An 18821-nucleotide genomic window follows, 5' to 3' on the forward strand; every position below is an offset into this window, starting at 1 on the left:
ACTCGGTCGCTGAGCGAAGTAAGGACGTGGGATGCGCACCGAAGACCAGTGGGAGTCTGACCGGCTCGACGTCGACAAGTACCTCTACCGGCTCGGTATCACCGGGCCGCTCACCCCGACAGCGGACACCTTGCGTCGGTTGCACCGCGCCCAGGTGCTGACCATCCCGTTCGAGAACCTGGACGTGGTGCTCGGGCGCGGCGTCGACCTCGACCTGGACGCGCTGCAGGCGAAGTTGCTCGAGAACCGGCGCGGCGGCTACTGCTACGAGCAGAACCTGCTGTTCGCCACCCTGCTGGAACGGCTCGGCTACCGCGTCACGCGGCTGTTCGCCCGGCCGGACCTGGAATACCCCAAGCCGTTGCCGCGCACCCACGTGGCGTTGCGCGTGGAGCTGGACGACGGCTCGGCCTACCTCGCCGACGTCGGCTTCGGCGACAGCGGCCCGCTGGACCCGGTGCCGTTGGTCGACGGCGTCGTGTCCGAGCAGGCCGGCTGGACCTACCGGCTGTCCGAGCACCGCGACCGCGCGCAGCCGTGGTGCCTGTCCCTGCGGCGCGGCGACGGCTGGTTCCCGGTCTACCGGTTCGCGCTGGAGGCCCACCACCGCATCGACTACGTGGTGGCCAACCACTTCATCTCGACCCATGAGCGCTCGCCGTTCGTGGGCCGGGTGTTCCTGGAGCGGATCGCCGAGCACTGGCGGCTCAACCTGAACGACCGCGCGTTGACCCTGCGCCACGCCGACGGCCGCCGCGAGGAGTCCCGGGTCGAGGACGACCGGTTCGGCGACGTGCTGGCCGACCGGTTCGGCGTCGTGCTGACCGGCGCGGAGCTGAAGACGGTGCTCGCCTCGCTGCCGGACTGACGCGGCACCACGACTCGACCAGCCTGCCCGGGGGGCACCGCCGCCTCCTCGGGCGGAACCGCGTCAGGACCCGGAGCGCGATCGTCCCTCGTGCTCCGCGATCGCGGCGGCCAGGTCGTCCAGCGGGCCGCGGCCCTCCTCGACCTCGGCCGAGCCCACCTCGTAGAGGCCGCGAGCGGCGGCCAACGCCACCGCGCCGATGTCGTCCACTGTGGACACGTCGATGGTCTGCCCGCCGTGCCGCGTCTCGCTCCCAGGGAGAAGCCGCTGTGGTGCGGGTCGTCGTCGACGATGGAAATCTGGAGGTGGGCGCCTGCTTCCCCGGGCCGTCATTCCGATCGGCTCGTGAGGTCGGAGTCCTTCGGCTGCCCGTGTCGAGCACCAACGGCTACGCGCCATCACAGCAACGCGAGCGCCTTCTTCGCGAGAGAGCGCAGCGTCCTCCACTCGGGTGCATCGCGCACGGAGCGCTCGGACCACACGTCACCGTTGCTCATCGCGGACAGCTGCACCTCGACCGCCGCCAGAGCTTCCTCGGCTTGTTCGGACACGAGGTCGTTCCGCCGCAATTCCGCCAGCACGCGGAACGAGTCGTCGAACTGGAGCGCGAGCTCTGCCGCAGGCATCGACCGTGATGGTGACCAACCCGTCATCGGAATCCGCCGTGCCTCGCGTCTCCAGCATCACCGCGCGCTGCGCCTCGACGTCACGGCGTTCAGCCTCGTAGTCGATGCCGGTGTCGAGGACCGGCCGTGAATCCGACGGCACGGTGACACGTTCACGTGCGGTTGCGACGAGCTCGTCCAGTTCTCGCAGCACGGGACCGAGGACCAGATCGGCACCGGTCGGCTCCGCGTCCTCGGGCAGGAGCACCCTGGCGGCGTCGAACGCCGCACGACAGGCGCGGTCCGCGGCGGCGCGACTGGCCTCCAGGACGTCCTCGGACAGCCGGCGGGCGTCCTGAACGCGATAGACGCGCGGGTCTATGCGCAGTTCGCGCAGTTCGCCGAACGGACCTGCGACGGCGACGACCGTGCGGTTGGCCGATTCGGCGGTCATGCGCACCGCAGCGACATCCCGGTACACCGCGGCCACTTGATCGAGGTGGATCAGGGGCATGCGGCACAGCATGCGGTCCACCGCGGCGACCACGAGCGAGCGTGGCACCTTCCGGTCACGCCCGCCTGTACGTGCGAGCACCGTCGGTGGTCACCACGCCGCCGCGGGCGGTCTTCGATCGCGACGAACGTGGTCCGGCGGGTGGCCGACGCGGTGATGTCCCGGACCGCCTGGCCCTGGCCGGACATCAGCATCACGATCGCCCGCCGCAGCCGCACCGGATCCTTACGCGGTCCTGGCTCACCAGGCATGAAGTCTTGACCGGAGGTGCCACCCGCGCCGTCAGAAGCAACGGACAGCTGCGCCACCGGCTGCGGCTCACGACCTCGCCGAGACCGCCTGGTCCCTGTACACCGAACGGGACCGCGCGGAAGCGGTGATCAGAGTTTTCGGCTGAGCGGAACCGAACACCGGCCGATCACGTCGACCCGGTGTGAAACGGGTCTGGTTGTCGTCGGGCGCCGGGCGCGCCTGGACCGTGGTCGTGGTGGCGTCCGCCTTGACGGGGTGGCACGGCTGGGGTGTCACGGTGACGCCGGAACGGCCGTTCTTCTGGATCATGGCCATCGCGGACCTCGTGGTCGCGGCGGTCGCGGCCCGGTTGGCGGTGCGGTGGCCCGGCTACGCGATGTTCGGGGACGACGCGGTGGTGCTGGGGCGTGAGCGGGTCCGGTACGACTCGATCACCGCGGTGCGCACCGGTCACGTGTCGGTCAAGGGGTTCTGGTTGGCGTTCTGGCTGCCGCTGTCCCTGCTGGGCGGGGTGGTCGTCGCCCTCCGCCGGGCCGATGCCTTCGATCGGCAGGTGGTGGAACTCGACACGCCGGACGACCGGCTCCGGATGCGGTGGAAGGACGTCGACTCGCACGGCGCGTTCCTGGACGCCGTCCGGACGGCCCGACCCGACCTGGCGCCGACGTCCGGCCTCGACGGGCCGGACTATGCGCGCGACTTCACACCCAAGCTGTCCGTGGGTGGCGGGCTCCTCGCGGTGGGGCTCGTGGTGTGGCTGTTCTTCGCCGGCCTGCTCGGCATCCAGCTGCTCGACAGGTCCACTGTGGACGGTCCATACTCGGTCGACGCCACCTCCTACGCGATCCGTTCGGTGACCGAGCGGCTGACCGGGAACCCGGACACGCGCAACCCCGACCTGCCAGGTGTTCCGGTCGACCTGTCGGTCGAGCCGTGCGCGCGCACCAACGAAACCCTGCTCGGCCGCTCCCCCGACGTGGTCGACCTGCGCCTGCGGCTGCTCAGCCGCGACGTGCCGGAACCCGTGGCCGAAGCCCTGGAGGACGAGCTGCGCAAACACGCCGGCATGGCGCCCGGCGACTACCGGGACCGGCTCGACATCGCCGACTCGGCTGTCCGGATCAACATTCCCGAGGTGACTACGTTGTACATCGACATCAGGACCGGCTGCGTGGACGACGGGGGCGAGGTCCGGCTGCGCGAGGATCTCCGCGCCTTGGCCGCCGCTCTCGGCGTGGAGCGCTGAGGGCGGTCGGGCAGGAAGGCGAGCGCGTCACGCAAGGTCATCAGGTCTTGAGGAGCCGGCCACCGGCCGATTCTGCCAGACCGACATCCCGATCCCAGGCAGTAGCAGGGCTCGACCACCGGTTCCTCGGCCTGCTCGCCGGGACCGACAAGGTGTTCTTCGGCTTGGACGTGCTGCGCGGCCTGGTCGACGGCATCGACAACCACCGCCGCGAGCACGACACCGACAAGCCCCTCCGCACCTTGGGTCCGGCGCTACTGGGCGGATCTGCGGTGCGGGTTGTCGGGCTGACGCGGGGTAGGCGGTGGCACGTCAGGTAGAGCGGCAACCGCGCCGGGTCAGGCCAGCCGGATGCGGAAGATCGCGACCCGCGCGTCGTGGCCGTCCACGTACATCCGCACCGTCTTGGTGTTGAGCAGCTGGAGCTGCACCTGGGGGGTGTCGTTGCCGGGCATCCAGCCGATCCGGTCGATGCCGTCGGTGAACGCGCTCCGCTCGACCTGCCAGCCGGTGGCCGTGCCGTAGTCGCGGCGGTTGGTGTCGGCGGTCCAGATGACCGGGCGGCCCTGCTGGTGGTGGGCGAGCACGCGCTCCTTGTGCTTGCTCTTGTGCAGGTCCCACTCGTCCTGCAGGCCGGGCCTGCGGTCGCCGTTGTAGGCGTTGGCGATGTAGTGGGTGTTGACCAGCGCGAAGCGCAGGGCGGTGTGGGTCTCGTGGCCGATCACGACCTCGTTGATCCAGCGCGGCGGGCTGACCTGCTCGATCCCACCGTGCACGAAGGTGGCCCGCGAGTTGATCACCTGCCACGGCCTCGGCACCGAGATCGGCACCCGGTAGGACTGGTCGTCCCACAGGAAGGCGTTCTGGTAGAAGTCGCCGAAGTGCTTGGTGATCATCGGGCGTTCACCGGTGTCGCCCTCGACGATCTCCTGCCAGCCGACCAGCGGTCGGGTCCCGGGGTCGGCGTCGCGCACCGCGCGGATCGCGTTCTCACGCGCGCCGAGGTTGTCGCGCCCGATGTTGGCGGTCACCACGGGCAGGCGGATCCAGTCGGTGGCGGCTGAGGCGGTACCGGTGCCGACGGCGGCGCCCAGGACGGCACCACCACCGAGCACGAGGGCCTTGCGCCTGCTGAAAGTGCCGGACATCCGCCCGCCTTCCGTGATGGGATCGGCCGGCAGAACATAACCCGCGATCGTCCGGGAGTGGAACCGGGAACCCGAATTCGCAGTCCGACCACCTGCCAGGAGCACCAGGAAGACGACCTGTCGACCTGGCAGGATCAGGAGGACGTCCATGCGCTGGAAACCCAAGGCCGGTGCGGTACTGCTCGCGGCCGTGAGCGCGGCAGTGCTCGCCGCGGCCCCCGCGACGGCGGCCGGACCAGCACCCGTCTACGCGCCGGAGGCTTCCATCGCCGACCCCGGCGTGGTGCGGGTCAACGGTGAGTTCTACGTGTTCAGCACCGGAGGGAACGGCCGGGTCAGCCGCGGTGACACGGCGAACGGCCCGTGGCGGCACGTCGGCCCGGCGCTCGACCTGTCCAGGCCGCCGTCCTGGGTGGACGTCGGGCAGGCGATCTGGGCACCGGACGCGTGGCACACCTCGGCGGGCTGGGTGCTGTACTACTCGGCGGCCGCGAGGGGGTTCGGCGGGCAGCGGTGCATCGGTGCCGCCACGGCGACCCAGCCGGGTGGTCCGTACACACCGGTCGGTGACAACCCGCTGGTCTGCCCGGGCGGCAGGCACGGTGGTGAGGACACCGTGCCCGGCCGCCCGGTCGCGGGTGCCGGCGTGATCGACCCCTCGCCGTTCGTGGACGCCGAGGGGCGGCGCTTCCTGCTCTACAAGACCCAGCAGACGCCGTCGTCGTTGCGCATGCTGCGGCTCGGTGACGGGGGGCGGCACTGGGTGGGCAACCCCAGCGGTGAGCTCGTGCAGCGCGACGGCATCATCGAGAACCCGGTCATGGTGCAGCGCGGGTCGGAGTACGTCCTGTTCGCCTCCCGGTACGGCTACAACAACTGCAGCTACGCGACCGTCTGGCTGCGGTCGCGCGACAAGTGGAACTTCGCGGGCGCGACCGAGCACCCGCTGACGTCCACCGCGGGCACCAGGATCTGCGGGCCGGGCGGCGCGGACGTCACCCCGGCCCTGGACGGCGGGTGGCGGATCTTCCTGCACGGCTGGGTGTGCGGCGCGGGAACGAACCCGTGCACCACGGCGCAGATCGAGAACGGCGCCGCGCACCGGCGGGCGCTCTACGCGGCGATCCTGCACTGGGGCAGCGGCGCCACGCCCTCGGTCGGCGCGTTCTTCTGATCCCGGCTTCCCCTACCCGTGCGGCGGTGGCGGGTAGGGGAGGGGGCGTTCTCGTAGTCGATGAGGGACTTCTGGGCGAGGTGGGAGTGGCGTCGTCGGGTGTTGTAGCGGTGCGCCCAGCCGAACACGGCCAGCCGCGCTTGCCCCGATCGCTTCGAGGTCTCGGGCTTTGCGCGCCCTGTACCTGCGTGGATGGAGTTCTCGACAGGTACGACGGGCAACACGGGCGCACAGCGGTCGCGCACGGCCGGTCGGGACGTCACCGCGCCCCCCGGCGCCGGGCCCGCGCCGGCGCCGGGGGGGTTCGGGTCAGAACGAGTAGCCGAGGACGCCCTCGACGGTGTAGCCCTCGCAGTTGGCGGCGGACGAGTCGAAGTGGTTGCCGTTGCTCGCGACGCGGCAGCGGTAGATCGGGTGGTTGGCGCCGGAGGCCGGGGCGTCCAGCAGGTAGCCGATCACCCCGACGACCGCGGTGCCCTCGCAGTTGGCGGCCGGCGAGGTCATGTAGTCCCAGCCGTTGACCAGGCACTGGTAGATCGGGTGGGTGCCGGCGCCGGCGGCGGTGTTGACCGTGCCGATCGGGCCCTCCAGGGTGTGGCCGGCGGGCGCGGACGTGGCGCTGGCGTGGTCGTTGCCCCTGCGGTAGCGGTTGAGGGTGGCCTTGGCCGGGGGTTGGGTGCCGCCGTTCTCGACGTGGAGCAGGCGGTTCGGCGAGCCCGTGCCCGGGTTCTGGATCACGTTCGGCGTGGCCGAGTTGGTGATCGCCGCGTCGACCTGAGCCGGGGTGGCGCCCGGGTTGGCCGACAGGTGCAGGGCCGCGACGCCGGCGACGTGCGGCGCGGCCATCGACGTGCCGCTGATCGTGTTGGTCGCGGTGTCACCGGTGGACCAGGCGCTGGTGATGCCGACGCCGGGGGCGTACAGGTCGGTGCAGGCGCCCCAGTTGGAGAAGGTGGCGCGGGCGTCGTTGCGGTCCGAGGCGTTGACGGTGAGCGCCGTCGGGACGCGGGCCGGGGAGAAGCCGCACGCGTCGGCGTTGGAGTTGCCCGAGGCCACCGCGTAGGTGATGCCCGAGGCGATGGAGTTGGCGACCGCGGTGTCCAGCGCGGCCTGCGCGCCGCCGCCGAGGCTCATGTTGGCCACCGCAGGCCCGGTGCGGTTGGCGGTCACCCAGTCGACGCCCGCGATGACGCCGGCCGTGGTGCCGGAGCCGGCGCAGTTGAGGACCTTGACCGCCACCAGCCGGACGCCCTTGGCCACGCCGTGGGCCGCGCCGCCGACGGTGCCCGCGACGTGCGTGCCGTGGCCGTTGCAGTCGGAGTTGTTGCCGTCGCCGCTGGTGTTGGTGCCCCAGACGGCCCGGCCCCCGAAGTCCTGGTGGGTGGTGCGGATGCCGGTGTCGATGATGTAGGCGGTGACGTTCCCGGCGGTGTTGGGGTAGGTGTAGGAGTTGTCCAGCGGCAGGTTCCGCTGGTCGACGCGGTCCAGGCCCCAGGAGGGCGTGGGACTCTGCGTGGCGGTGGCGGTGACCTCGACGTCCTGCTGCACGAACGCGACGCGGGGGTCGCCCGCGATCTTCGCGGCCTGCTCGGGCGTCGCGGTGACGGCGAAGCCGTTGAGCGCGTGGCGCCACACGTCGTCGATCCGGCCGCCGTGCGCGTCGACCACCGACGTGGCGGCGACGCCGTCGTTCAGCACGACGACGTAGCTGTTCGGGACGGCCTCGGCCCCGGCGACGGTGAGGACGTCACCGGTCGCCGGGGCGGCCGCGGCGGTCGGGGTGAAGGCGGTCACGGCCGCGATGACGAGGGTTCCGGTGGCTAACGCCGCCGCGGAGGTCTTGCTGGGACGTGATCTCAACGCTGCCCTCCTGAGGCATCGGGGAGTGGATCACGGACCGGCCCGACGGTACGGAGGAACCTCGCCCGAGCGCACCGGTCGGGCGCGTGGATCGGCTGAACAGCACGCGAATTGGCCTGAGCAGCCGCACCGACCGCCATCCTGCGGTCGCAGGGCCACGCCGACCTCGCGCCCGTCTTCCGCAGAAACCGTATGTCTTCGGCGTCACGGCGCACCCGGTTCACCGACGGTGACCGTTGTGGGGCGGACGTTCGGAGGTCCGCACCGTCCGCTGGTCCGGTCCGCTGGCAGCGCTGGGCCAGCACGGTGACATCGAGGGCCGGATCGGCGACGTCGGTGGCACTCTGGCCCGTTGTCCGGCCGGTGGCGCCTGGACGCCGCCCGGGAGGACGTATGCGACGGCTGCTCGCGATCCTGTTCGCACTGGCCCTGGTTCCGCTGACGCCGATCCCGCCAACCGCGTCGGCCCAGCCGTGGTCCGGGCCGGCGTCGACGATCGCCAACCACAACGGCCGCAAGGTCATCCAGCTCTGCGACCAGGGCGGGCCGTGCCGCACCACGACCCCGTTCTTCATGGCGCTGAACTCGCAGAGCGTCCCGGTCGGCAACGGCGACTGGTCGTACTTCGACTACCAGGCGCGGCTCGCGGCGGCCAACACGGCCGCGTCGGACATGAACGTCGCGCCCATGCTCCAGGTGCACCTGATGAGCACCAGCGACGCGTTCATCGACCAGTTGGCGGGCAAGCTCAACGCCCTCAACCCCAGGCCGTACCTGATGGTCCGGATGTACCTCCAGGACGCGCCCGCCTTCGGCCGTGAAGCCGTCAAGATGAAGGACCTCCAGGGCAACGTGCGCGACGACACCAACGGGGCGGGACACCCGTGGTCGCTCAACGAGGCGTGGCTCGCCTACCAGGAGGAGCAGATCTCCCGCGTGCTGACGCGCATGGACACCCGTTACCCCGGGCGGGTGATGGGGGTGCTCATCGCCTACGCCAATGGTGGCGAGTGGTTCTACCGGCCGTACGGCTACGACGACTCCGCCGGGAAGATGTTGGACTGGGGTGACCCGAGGTTGTGCGGGCCCGTGCCCGGCGCGGCCCCGAGGTGCGGCATGTTCCCGTGGACCAACGACTCCGGCTCCCAGCCCGGCGCGATCGGCCGCCACCACTTCTACCTGGGTGACTACTCGGCCGGCGCCGAAGCGGGCTTCTGTACGTGGCCCGGGCTGCCCGCGAGCCTGGTCCCCCAGTGCCGGTCGGCCACCCCGACCGAGCGCAACAACGCCGTGCCGGGCCAGGTCCCCCCGGTCTCCGGCGCGGCCCGCGGCACGATCCTGGACCCGGCGGACCCCAACTCGTTGCGCGCGGCCAAGGACAACCAGTACCACTCGTCGCGCACGGTGTCCGCGATCACCCGCCTGCTCGCCAAGGCCGAGCAGGTCACCGGCAACCGCGTCCTGACCGCGGCGTTCTACGGCTACCAGTACGGGCTGGGCACCGAACTGCCCGTCAGCGGGCACAACGACCTCGCGACCCTGGTCAACAGCCCGAGCGTGGACATCATCAGCGGTCCCTACTCCTACCGGGAGAGCCGCCTGCTCGGCCACGGGTTCGTGCAGCAGGGCATCACCGACACGATGAGGCTGTCCGACAAGCTGTGGATGGACGAGGACGACACCCGCACGTTCCTCGCCTGCGAGGTGAGTTGCCAACCGGTCCCGTTCCAGACCGTCACGAACCTGTGGGACAGCATCCGGGTGTTGCGCCGCAACCTGATCGCGGCGGGTATCGGCGGTCGGGCCGTGCACCTGCTCGACCTGCAGGGGGTCGGCTGGTTCGGCCGTCCCGACCGGCCGGGTGACTCGGAGGCCCTGTGGGCCAACCTCCAGTCGGTGTTCCGGGCCGTCGACAAGATCCGGCACGGCGGCGCGAACGCCTATCGACCGCAGGTGGCGGTGTTCGTGGACGACGTGTCGCCCAACTACCAGGCCGCGCTCACGCCGGCCGGGGAGAACTCGTACGGGTTCGCGAGCGACCAGTTGCCGAACCTCGTGGAGGACCTGACCCGGCTTGGCACGCCGGTCCGGCACTACCTGCTCAGCGACCTGGCGAAGGGCAACCTCGACCTCAGCGCGATCAAGCTCGCGGTGCTGCCCAACGCCTACGTCGTGTCGTCCGCCGTGCGTTCGGCGATCAACACGAAGCTGAAGACGCCCGGCCGCACCGTGCTGACGTTCTATGCAGGCGGGTACGTGCAGGACGACCAGGCCGCCTCGATCGCGTCGATGACCGCGCTCACCGGCATCACCGTCGCCAAGGGCTCGGGCACGCCCGCGCTGACCCAGGACTACTCGTTCGTCGGCCAGACCGGCGGTCCCGGCTACCCGCTGACCCCGTGGTTCACCGTCACCGACCCGGCCGCGACGACGCTGGCCACCTACCAGGCGGGTGGGGTGTCCCTGGCGCGCAAGACGATCCCGGTCAGCGGCGGCAGCTACACCTCCGTCTACGCCGCCGCGCCCAAGCTGCCGCTCGCCGCGCTGCGCCGGATCAGCGAGGACGCGGGCGTGCACCACTTCGCGCCGGTCGGCGACTCGGTGGAGGCCGAGGGCAACATGGTGGCCGTGCACGCGGGCACGACCGGCTCGAAGAGCGTCCGCCTGCCCGCCTCCATGCCGCGCGTGTACGAGACCGCGTTGTACCCCAATGACGTCGAGATGTGCCGCAACTGCACGCAATTGGCCAACCAGGCCTTCAACGAGGGAGACACCCGCGTGTTCCGCTGGACCTCCCCGCCGCGGGGCAACTTCGAGCTGCTCACGGGCACGGCGGTCGAGGGGTGGGCGGCCGACGTCGACCTGCCCGCGACCTCGTCGGCGGTCGCCGTGTACCGGGGCGGCCCGGCGGGTGTCGGCACCTACCTGGGCGAGTTCCCGACCAGCACCGACCGACCGGACGTCAACGCCTACTTCGGCATCACCGGCGTGCACGGCTTCCGCTTCACCGTGCCGAACTGCGCGCCGGGCACCCCGGTGCACCTCTACGCCGTGGACCCGGAAGGCGCGGCCGGTGATGGCAACACCTACCTCGGTGGCCGCCTCTGCACCTGACGGACGTCGGCGGCCGTTGTAGGCGCGGGCCACGTCCGCGCAGCCGTGTCGCGTTTCGCCGGGACGTTTCACGTTCGCCGAAGGGCGTGCGGTCGCGCGACCGCATCGCCGGTCGGGCGCGCCCCGAAACGGTGGCGCACCACCACCGCCCCCGACCCCGCCGCGACCGTATCGCCGGACCTGATCCGACGCGACTTGACCTGCGCCCCAAGGATGTCGACACCCGGTGGTGCGGCGACATCACCTACATCCACACCTGGGAGGCCCGGCTCTACCTCCGAGAAAGCACCGGCCGCGTACATGCACAGGAAGGGCGACAGACCACCGCCCTCGGGTGACATGTCGGCGCGGTCCAAGCCGTTTCTGCTCCCACATCGGGCGCGGCGGTGCCCGCCGTCAGCACGACCAGCACGCCCGCGACCGCCGCCGTGCGCCACCTCGTGTCCACCCGACGACCTCCCGTCACCCGGCCGGCACCGAGTCCGGCGGTGCGCGGCCCGAGGGGCAGAGGGCGCGGCGGCGGCCGTGAGGGCCTGTAATCACCGCCGAACGCGCTGTCCCCGGCTCGACAGGAGCGGGGACAGCGCGTTCGAGGCTCGAGGTCAAGCAACGGTCGACAGGGACAGGCCGTAGAACGACAGCGCGTCGCCCACCAGGGAGAAGTACGAGACGTTCTCCTTGTTGACGTGGCTGAGGCAGCGGAACTTCTTGGGGTTGTTCACGTCGGGCACCAGTTGGGCGATGCTGGACATGCCTTCCGCGTACATGCGTGAGCTCGCGTCCCAGGTGAAGTTGGCGCCGCCGGAGTCACCCTCCTCGGCGCAGGCGTTGTGCCGGACCAGTCCGCTCACCTTGACCGCAGCGGTGTTCTTGTTGTCGTCGTGGTCCACGAGCACGGCCACGGCCTTGGCCTTGATGAGGCCGCAGGTGACCCCGGTGGTCACGCCCGACTTGCACACCGCCGTGCCCACCGGCGAGTACCGGGACCCGCTGATGCTGTAGTACTTGGTCGGGTCGCCGGCCTTGTAGGCGTGGACCCGCGGTCCCTGCTGCCAGGCGGCGGTGTTGGTCACCTTGACCGCGGCCAGGTCCTTGCCGGGGAAGGTGGAGTGCGCGACCGGGCCGATGGCCGTCCCGCCCGCCGAGGTCTGGGTGTTGACCGGGCCGCAGTGGCCGGCGGTCAGGAAGTAGCGGGTGGTGCCCTTCGAGGCGTTGAAGCCCACCGAACAGCGGTTGGTGCCGCTGAAGTACCCGTGACCACCGCGCAGCTCGGCGCTCGTGGTGGGCGCGGATTCGGTTTCCACCACGCGCACCGCGTCGCCATGGCGCGCGACGGCGTCACGCACCGCCGGGCCGAGCGCCTGCCCGCTCACGACGGTGACGACCACCGCGTTGCTCTTCGGTTCGGTGTGCCAGGACGCGACACCGGTGAAGGCGTCCGGTTCGGCGTCCGCCCGCCGGTCCAGTTCGGTCTTCACCGACTCCACCTCGCGCAGGGTGCGGGTGACCAGCCGCGCCTCCGCACCGGCGGCCCGCACCTGCTCGGCGTCCTCGGCGGTGGTCACGGCGACCACGAGGCGGGCGGTGGCCTCGTCCAGCCACGAGCCGCCGTGGTCGTCGCCCAGCCGGGGCACCAGTTCGGCGTCGAGCCGCACGGCCTCGTCCTGGGCGGCGAACCGGGCGAGCGCCTGCTCCTCGGTCAGGCCGAGGTCGCGGGTCACCGCCTCCAGCAACGCCGCGTCGGCCGCGTCGTCGGTGACGTCCGGCGCGGCCACCGCCTGCGGCGCGGTGAGCACGGCGACGGCCAGCGCCACCCCGGCGACGGCCAGCGCCACCCCGGCGACGGTCCTGCGGATGCTTGTCCTGTGCATGTCCCCTCCTGAGGTCCGGCGGCGCGACCACCGCGCCCCCACGACGGTGTGGCGTTCAGCTCGGGTGAACGGTGTTCCTCATCGGAGCCGCCAGGCGACCGGCGGGTGCGGTCCCGGGTGGTAGCCGCTGAACGTGCCGGTGTTGACCGAGGTGTCGAGGTGGTGGCCCAGGTCGGGGAACTCCTGGGTGAGCCGGGTGATGACCGCGCGCAGCGAGCGGGTGGTGTTGACCCGGGCCCGTTCGGCGGGCGAGCAGACCGGGCGCGCCCGGCCGCCCAGGCCGAAGGCCCGCGCGAGTTCGGCGGTGAGCGCGTCGATCTCGGACCTGGCCCGCTCGACGCGTTCCGGGTCGTGGCACGCCTCGGCGTCCTCCACCTCCTCGCGCAGGTCGCCCAGGCGGCGGCGGTAGGCGTTCTTGGCGGTCTCGTCCAGCAGCGGTCCGGTGCCGTCGAGCCCGCCCGCGGTCAGCTCCGGGTCGTCGTGGTCCGCGGACGGCGCGCCCGGGTCGGCCGCGGCGGACAGCTGGAGCGCGTGCAGGTCCACCCCGGGCGAGGACAGCAACGCGTGCAGGTAGCACAGGCCCTTGCAGTGGCGCAGCCGCAGCACCGATCCCGCCCACTCCAGCGACCAGTGGTCGCCTTCGCGGGACAGGGACGCGACGGGCGTGGTGGTCGCGCCGGTGAAGCGCAGGCGCAGCGACACCGTGTCGCCGTCGGCGGTCAGGTCGAGGACCCGCCAGTCGGCGGCGGTCAGCGCGCGGCTCACCTCGTGCAGGGCGCCGGTCACCGCGGCCAGCGGCGGGGCGGATTCCGGGGAATGGGCGATGGTCATGGCGTCGAGCCTGGTGGGAGGCTTTCGAGCGGCCTTAAGGTCGGATTAGGCGGGCGCTGGTCCGATCGGGTGCACCGGCCCGGGAGGTCCTACCGTGCGGCGGTCGAGCGGCGATGGACGAGGTGTGACGACGTCCGCGCTGCCCGACACCCTGACCCGCCCCCGGCTGGACCACCTGCTCGCCGCGGCCCGCTCGACCAGGCTCACCACGGTCGTCGCGCCCGCCGGCTACGGCAAGACCACGTTCCTGGCCGGCTGGGCCGACCGCGCCGCCGTCGTCTGGCACACGGTCACCGAGCGGGACCGCTTCGTCCAGCCGCTGCTGGCCGGGCTCACCGCCGACCTGCGCGCGGCGCTGCCGGCGCTGGACTTCGCGCCACCGGACGTGCTGGCCGACGACGAGGCCACGGGCAGCGCCGGCCGGACCAACCGGGCGCACGCGATGGCCGCCGCGCTGTTCGACGCGGTGACGGCCGCCGCGACCGGCGACCCGGTGTTCCTGGTGCTGGACGACCTGCACGTCCTGCACCGCGACGACCCCGCCGCCGAGCTGCTGGCGGCGCTGTGCCTGCAAGCGCCGCCCGCGCTGCGCGTGGTGCTCGCCGGGCGCGAGCCGACGCCGTTCCCCGTGCGGCGGCTGCGCGCACGCGGCGAACTGCTGGAGGTGACCGCGGCGCAGCTCGCGTTCACCGAGGCGGAGACCGCGCGGCTGTTGCCCGGGGTGGACCGCGCCCGGGTCGCGGAGGTTCACCGGACGACCGGTGGCTGGCCGGTGGCGGTGCGCATGGCCGCCGACGCGCTGCGCCGCGACCCGGACAGCCCGGTGGAGCTGCCGCGCAACCGGACCCTGTACGACTGCCTGGCCCACGAGGTGTTCGACCGGGAGCCGCCACGGGTGCGCGCGCTGCTCGCGGCGGCGGCCCTGTTCGACCGCTTCGACGCCGAGCTGATGACCGCGCTGGGCTTCGCCGACGCCGCCGCGGTGCTGGCGGACCTGGTGGCGCGCGGCCTGTTCGTGGAGCGGTTGCCGGCGGCGGCGGGCCGGCTGGGGCTCATCCCGCTGGCGCGGGCGTTCCTGGAGAGCCGCTTCCCGGTCGAGCGCGCCGAGCGGGACCGGCTGAGCCGCGCGGCGGCGGAGTGGTTCGCCGAGCACGGGCAGCTGCCCGAGGCGCTGGCCGTGCTGACCGCGACCGCCGACCACCGGGGCGTCGCGCTGCTGCTGGCGAACCGGGGCGACGAGCTGGTGCAGCAGGGCGGCGCGGACAGCGTCATCGCGGCGGTGGACCGCATCCCGCCCGCCGACCGCGACCCGACGACCTGGCAGCTCGCCGGGGTGGCGCACCAGGTGCGCGGCGAGTGGGCGATGGCGTTGGCCTGCCTGCGCGCCGCGGCCCCCGACGGCAGGATGAGCCCCGCGCTCGCCGCGCGCGTCGCCGCCATGCACTACTTCAGCGGCGCTCCGGACAAGGCGCTGGCGGCGTGCCGGGAGTGCGAGCCGACCGGCGACGACCCGGCGGCGGAGTCCCTCGTGCACAGCCTCGCGGCGAGCGCGCACTGGGCGCACGGCGACGTGGCGGCGAGCAAGGCCGGGATCGCCGCGGCCACGGACCTGGCCGAGCGCTGCGGCGACGACGCGGCGCTGTCCGCCGCGCACACCGTGCTCGCCATGATCGCCGACGCCGAGGGCGACCGGGTGGCGGTGGCCGACCACACCGGGCGGGCGCTGGCCCACGCGCGGCTCGCGGGCGACGTGCTGGCCGAGATCCGGGTGCGGGTCAACCGGTCGGCGCACTTCGTGCACGAGGCGTGCCACCGGGAGGCCTTGGCGGAGCTGGAGGTTGCGCTGCGGTTGGCCGATCTCACCGGGTTCGCCGGCTACCGGGCGTTGGGCCTGAACAACCGGGGCGCGGCCTGGCTGGGCCTGGGGCAGCTGGACGAGGCCGCGGCCGACCTGCACGCGGCCCGCGCCGTCTACACCAGGACCGGGTCGCGGCTGGCGAGCCTGGCGCTGGAGTCGCTGGGCGAGGTGTACCGGCTGCGCGGCGACCGCGCCCTGGCCCGGACCGCGTTCACCGAGGCGGTGCGGCTGGCCGAGGAGAACGGCGCGGTGCCGCAGGTGGTGCCCGCGCTGGCGGGCCTGGCGCGGTTGCTCGCCGACGAGGAACCCGCCACGGCCCGGGACCTGGTGGACCGCGCGCTGGCGTGCGGCACCGGCCTGGGCCACCCGGCGGCGCTGCTGGCCGCCGCCCGGCTCGCGCTGGCCGACGGCCGCGACGACGAGGCGGCGGCGTTCGCGGACCGGGCGCGGTCGGAAGCGGGTCGCCGGGGTGACCGGGCCGTGGTGGCGGAGTCGCTGGAGCTGTCCGGGCGCGCGGAGCCCGACCGCGAACGGGCGCTGGCCCTGCTGGACCAGGCGGCTGCGGCGTGGCAGGAGATCGGCAACCCGCTGGGCGGCATCGCCGTGTCGATCGCGCGGGCGCGGGTGCTCGGCGGGACCGACGGGCTGGCGTTGGTGGTGGTGGCGGAGCAGGTGGCCACCCGGGCGGGAGCGCGTGGCCTGGCGGCCGAGGCCGCGGCGGTCGCGCGGGCGTGCAGCGCGCGGGACCGGCCGGTGGTGTCGATCCGCACGCTCGGCGGGTTCCAGGTGCTGCGCGGGGGCACGCCGCTGCCGGCGACCGCCTGGCAGTCGCGCAAGGCACGGGACCTGGTGAAGATCCTGGTCTCCCGGGCCGGCCGCCCCGCGACCCGGGAGGCGCTGATGGCGTTGCTGTGGCCGGGTGAGCCTGCCGCGCGGGTGGCCAACCGGTTCTCGGTCGCCCTGTCCACCGCGCGCCTGGTGCTCGACCCCGAGCGCGGCGACGGGCACGGCATCGTCGCCGACGCCGACCAGGTGCGGCTGGACCCGGCCGTCGTGGACGTGGACGTCCTGCGCTTCCTCGCCGACGCCAAGGCGGCGCTGACCGGCGCACGGCCGGCGGTGGCGCTGCTGTCCGCCGCCGAAGCCGCCTACGCGGGCGACTTCCTGGAAGAGGACCCGTACGCCGACTGGGCGGCGGAACTGCGCGAGAACGCGCGCCTCACCTACCTCCAGGTGGCTTCCGCCCTGGCCGCGCACGCCGCCGCCACCGGGGACCACGTCGCCGCCAGCCGCTACTGCCTGCGCATCCTGGAACGCGACTGCTACGACGAGACCGCGCACCTGACGGTGATCCGCTGCCTGACCGCGACCGGCAGCCACGGCGAGGCGCGGCGGCGGTACCGCACCTATGTGCAGCGGATGCGGGAGATCGACGTGGAACCGAGCCCGTTCCCGGGGGTCGCCGCCGCCTGAGCCGCACGACCCGCCGGTGAAGTCGTGCGGGTCGCGCGGCTCGGGTGCGCGGACGTCACGGCTGCGAGCAGATGGCGTACGCCTCCATCGACCACGGGCTAGCGCCCTTGGCACCGATCGCGGTCATGCTCCCGTTGTCCCAGTCGGGCTTGAGGCCGACCAGACTGGCCACCACGTCGGGCGCGTTGCCCTTCACCGTCCCGCCGCCGCCCAGCAGCGGCCACCCCGCGGTGCACTGGGCCGTGGCCTCCGGCGACCAATTCGGATCGATGGCGCTGGTCTCCCGCTCGGTCTTGCCGATCAACGTGCTGTCGCACACCGCCCACGCCTGCACCGACCACTGGCCGTCGACCGGCCCGGACCCCTTGGCGGTCGCGGTGGACAGGTCCTCCGACGGGACGAGGCCGAACAGCGTCGCCTGCCCGGAGGAGTCGACGACCTCGCCGAACACCCCCGTCAACGCGCCGACGTCCGCACAACTGGCCGAGACGGCTTTGAAGTCCACCTGCTGGGCCGCGAAGCCGGGTGCCGAGCGGACGAGCACCGGGCGACCCTCCCCGCACACGACGTACGCGGTGATGCTCCACGGCGTGACGGCGTCGACCGCCCGAGCCCCGACCACCGCGTACGACAGGTCGGCCCCGGGCCGCACGCGGGTGATGACCGCCGCGCCCGCCGGGGCGCCGTTGATCCAGCCACCGGCCGAGTACAGCTTCGTGCCCGTGGGGCACGGCAGCACCACTTCCTTGTCCCCGAGACCGGCCACCCCGGTCCGCTCGACCGTGACCCGCCCGGGAACCCCGGCCGCCCCCGCGACCGGCGCCACCGCCACCGAGACCCCCAGCGCGAGGCCCAGCACCATCCCCGACATCGATGTCTTCCGCATCGAACCCCCTCGTGTCCTCGCCGGGTCATGGCGACGCGGCGTTGCGGACCCGAGTCTCCGGAGGCGGATTTCGGTGATCTTAAAGTCGCGTTGTGCCACGGCCTCGCCTTGCTGCTGGTAGGCGACGCCCGCGGTGGTGGAGGCGACGAGCAGGAGCGCGACGAGGCCGGTGGTCGTCGCGGTGCGACGCCGTGCGCCGCGCCGGCGGGCCCGCGCGGACGCCGTCAAGGCCCGGGTCGAGGCCGATGAGCTCGGCCTCGACCCCGCGTGCGGCGGACTTGGTCGTGACGGCGTCGAGCGCGGCGACGGCCGAGCTGTCCCGGACGTGCGCGTCGGACAGGTCGACGACAACCATCCCGGATCGGGTGGACTGATCGTGCGCAAGCTCTCCACGCGCCCGGACCGGGCTACGGTCGGCGGGTGTCGGATCCCAGGGATCGCCCGCCGCTGCGACTGGCGGAGCTGCTGCGTGACCGCGACGTCGACTGGGTGCTCAGCGGCTCGACGGTGCTCACGCTCTACGGCGCCGACCTGCGGCCCAACGACCTGGACGTGGTGCCCGACCTCGCCCCGGACAACCTCGACCGCCTGGCCGGACTGCTCGCTGAGCTGGGCGCGGTGCCCGCGTTCTTCCCCGATTGGGAGCCGGGCCTGACGTTGGAGCAGTGCCGCGCCTGGACTCCGAGACCGGCCACTCCGGCCAACCTCGACCACCTGTTCGTCACCCGGTTGGGGATGCTCGACGTGCCGCCGGAGATCACCGGCACCTACACGCGGCTGCGCGCCGGGGCGACGGAGTTCGAGTTGGCGGGCGTGCCGGTGTGGGTGTGCGATCCCCGCGAGGTGCTCGACCGCATCCCCGACCCACCCCGCCGCAAGGACCATGAGCGTGCCGCCGCGTACGCCGCCGTGCGGGCGCGCCTGGGATCGGCGGGAGGCGGCTGAGGAGGGAGGCCGGAGGGCCTTAGCCGGGTAGGGGACCGGACGGGTTGCCGTGGCAGGCAGGGAACGCCGCCGATGCGGTCCTCGTGCCCGTGGGTCGGCACGGCCCCGATCCGACACAGCCGTTCGTACAGCTCCCTGTAGGTGTTCTGGATCATCTCCTGCGGACTGATCACTGC

General features: G+C 72.8%; 15 protein-coding genes. 8 read left to right on the forward strand and 7 right to left on the reverse strand.

Translation table 11 applies throughout. The annotated features are described in order from the left end of the window. The first annotated feature begins 31 nt into the window (after positions 1-31). Positions 32-868 (forward strand): arylamine N-acetyltransferase family protein, encoded by an 837-nt coding sequence (locus A6A25_RS16300; protein ID WP_073890715.1) that lies wholly within the window; start codon positions 32-34, stop codon positions 866-868. Positions 869-931: 63 nt separating this feature from the next. Here A6A25_RS16300 and A6A25_RS44045 read toward each other — a convergent pair whose 3' ends face one another. Next, a complete protein-coding gene (locus tag A6A25_RS44045) occupies positions 932-1087 on the reverse strand; it encodes a hypothetical protein (RefSeq protein ID WP_158073745.1) in 156 nt (51 codons plus the stop codon). A gap of 264 nt (positions 1088-1351) precedes the next feature. Next, complete coding sequence (locus A6A25_RS43035; protein WP_073890718.1) at positions 1352-2020, reverse strand: YbaB/EbfC family nucleoid-associated protein; 669 nt, start codon at positions 2018-2020, stop codon at positions 1352-1354. Positions 2021-2420: 400 nt separating this feature from the next. Here A6A25_RS43035 and A6A25_RS16310 point away from each other — a divergent pair, with 400 nt between their 5' ends. Together A6A25_RS16310 and A6A25_RS43040 are read left to right on the forward strand one after the other, a co-directional pair. Next, entirely contained in the window at positions 2421-3485 is a 1065-nt protein-coding gene (locus A6A25_RS16310) for a hypothetical protein (protein WP_073890721.1), read from the forward strand. Positions 3486-3532: 47 nt separating this feature from the next. Continuing rightward, on the forward strand, positions 3533-3805 hold the full coding sequence (locus tag A6A25_RS43040; protein WP_143193198.1) for a hypothetical protein: 273 nt from the start codon (positions 3533-3535) through the stop codon (positions 3803-3805). A gap of 18 nt (positions 3806-3823) precedes the next feature. Here the strand turns inward: A6A25_RS43040 and A6A25_RS16315 are convergent, their stop codons facing one another. Then, positions 3824-4633 (reverse strand): hypothetical protein, encoded by an 810-nt coding sequence (locus tag A6A25_RS16315; RefSeq protein WP_073890724.1) that lies wholly within the window; start codon positions 4631-4633, stop codon positions 3824-3826. Between the two features lie 148 nt (positions 4634-4781). Here A6A25_RS16315 and A6A25_RS16320 point away from each other — a divergent pair, with 148 nt between their 5' ends. Next, complete coding sequence (locus tag A6A25_RS16320; RefSeq protein ID WP_073890727.1) at positions 4782-5807, forward strand: glycoside hydrolase family 43 protein; 1026 nt, start codon at positions 4782-4784, stop codon at positions 5805-5807. Positions 5808-6116: 309 nt separating this feature from the next. Here the strand turns inward: A6A25_RS16320 and A6A25_RS16325 are convergent, their stop codons facing one another. Continuing rightward, on the reverse strand, positions 6117-7667 hold the full coding sequence (locus tag A6A25_RS16325; RefSeq protein ID WP_073890730.1) for a S8 family peptidase: 1551 nt from the start codon (positions 7665-7667) through the stop codon (positions 6117-6119). Positions 7668-8060: 393 nt separating this feature from the next. Between A6A25_RS16325 and A6A25_RS16330 the strand changes: the two genes are divergently transcribed. Continuing rightward, complete coding sequence (locus A6A25_RS16330; RefSeq protein ID WP_073890733.1) at positions 8061-10781, forward strand: hypothetical protein; 2721 nt, start codon at positions 8061-8063, stop codon at positions 10779-10781. 602 nt (positions 10782-11383) lie between these two features. Here A6A25_RS16330 and A6A25_RS16335 read toward each other — a convergent pair. After that, on the reverse strand, positions 11384-12652 hold the full coding sequence (locus A6A25_RS16335) for a S1 family peptidase (protein ID WP_143193199.1): 1269 nt from the start codon (positions 12650-12652) through the stop codon (positions 11384-11386). 78 nt (positions 12653-12730) lie between these two features. Then, on the reverse strand, positions 12731-13483 hold the full coding sequence (locus A6A25_RS16340) for a hypothetical protein (protein ID WP_073890740.1): 753 nt from the start codon (positions 13481-13483) through the stop codon (positions 12731-12733). Between the two features lie 124 nt (positions 13484-13607). On the opposite strand from A6A25_RS16340, the gene A6A25_RS16345 reads away from it, so the two are divergent. After that, a complete protein-coding gene (locus tag A6A25_RS16345; RefSeq protein WP_083668393.1) occupies positions 13608-16814 on the forward strand; it encodes a BTAD domain-containing putative transcriptional regulator in 3207 nt (1068 codons plus the stop codon). 55 nt (positions 16815-16869) lie between these two features. Here A6A25_RS16345 and A6A25_RS16350 read toward each other — a convergent pair whose 3' ends face one another. Beyond that, positions 16870-17700, reverse strand: a complete 831-nt coding sequence (locus A6A25_RS16350) for a hypothetical protein (protein ID WP_143193200.1) — start codon at positions 17698-17700, stop codon at positions 16870-16872. Between the two features lie 245 nt (positions 17701-17945). On the opposite strand from A6A25_RS16350, the gene A6A25_RS46325 reads away from it, so the two are divergent. Both A6A25_RS46325 and A6A25_RS16355 read left to right on the forward strand, forming a co-directional pair. Continuing rightward, entirely contained in the window at positions 17946-18074 is a 129-nt protein-coding gene (locus A6A25_RS46325; protein WP_274534317.1) for a hypothetical protein, read from the forward strand. 46 nt (positions 18075-18120) lie between these two features. Beyond that, on the forward strand, positions 18121-18645 hold the full coding sequence (locus A6A25_RS16355; protein WP_073890746.1) for a hypothetical protein: 525 nt from the start codon (positions 18121-18123) through the stop codon (positions 18643-18645). The last annotated feature ends 176 nt before the right edge of the window (positions 18646-18821 follow it).

Source organism: Saccharothrix sp. CB00851, assembly GCF_001905065.1.
In the GTDB taxonomy this organism is placed as follows: Bacteria; Actinomycetota; Actinomycetes; order Mycobacteriales; family Pseudonocardiaceae; genus Actinosynnema.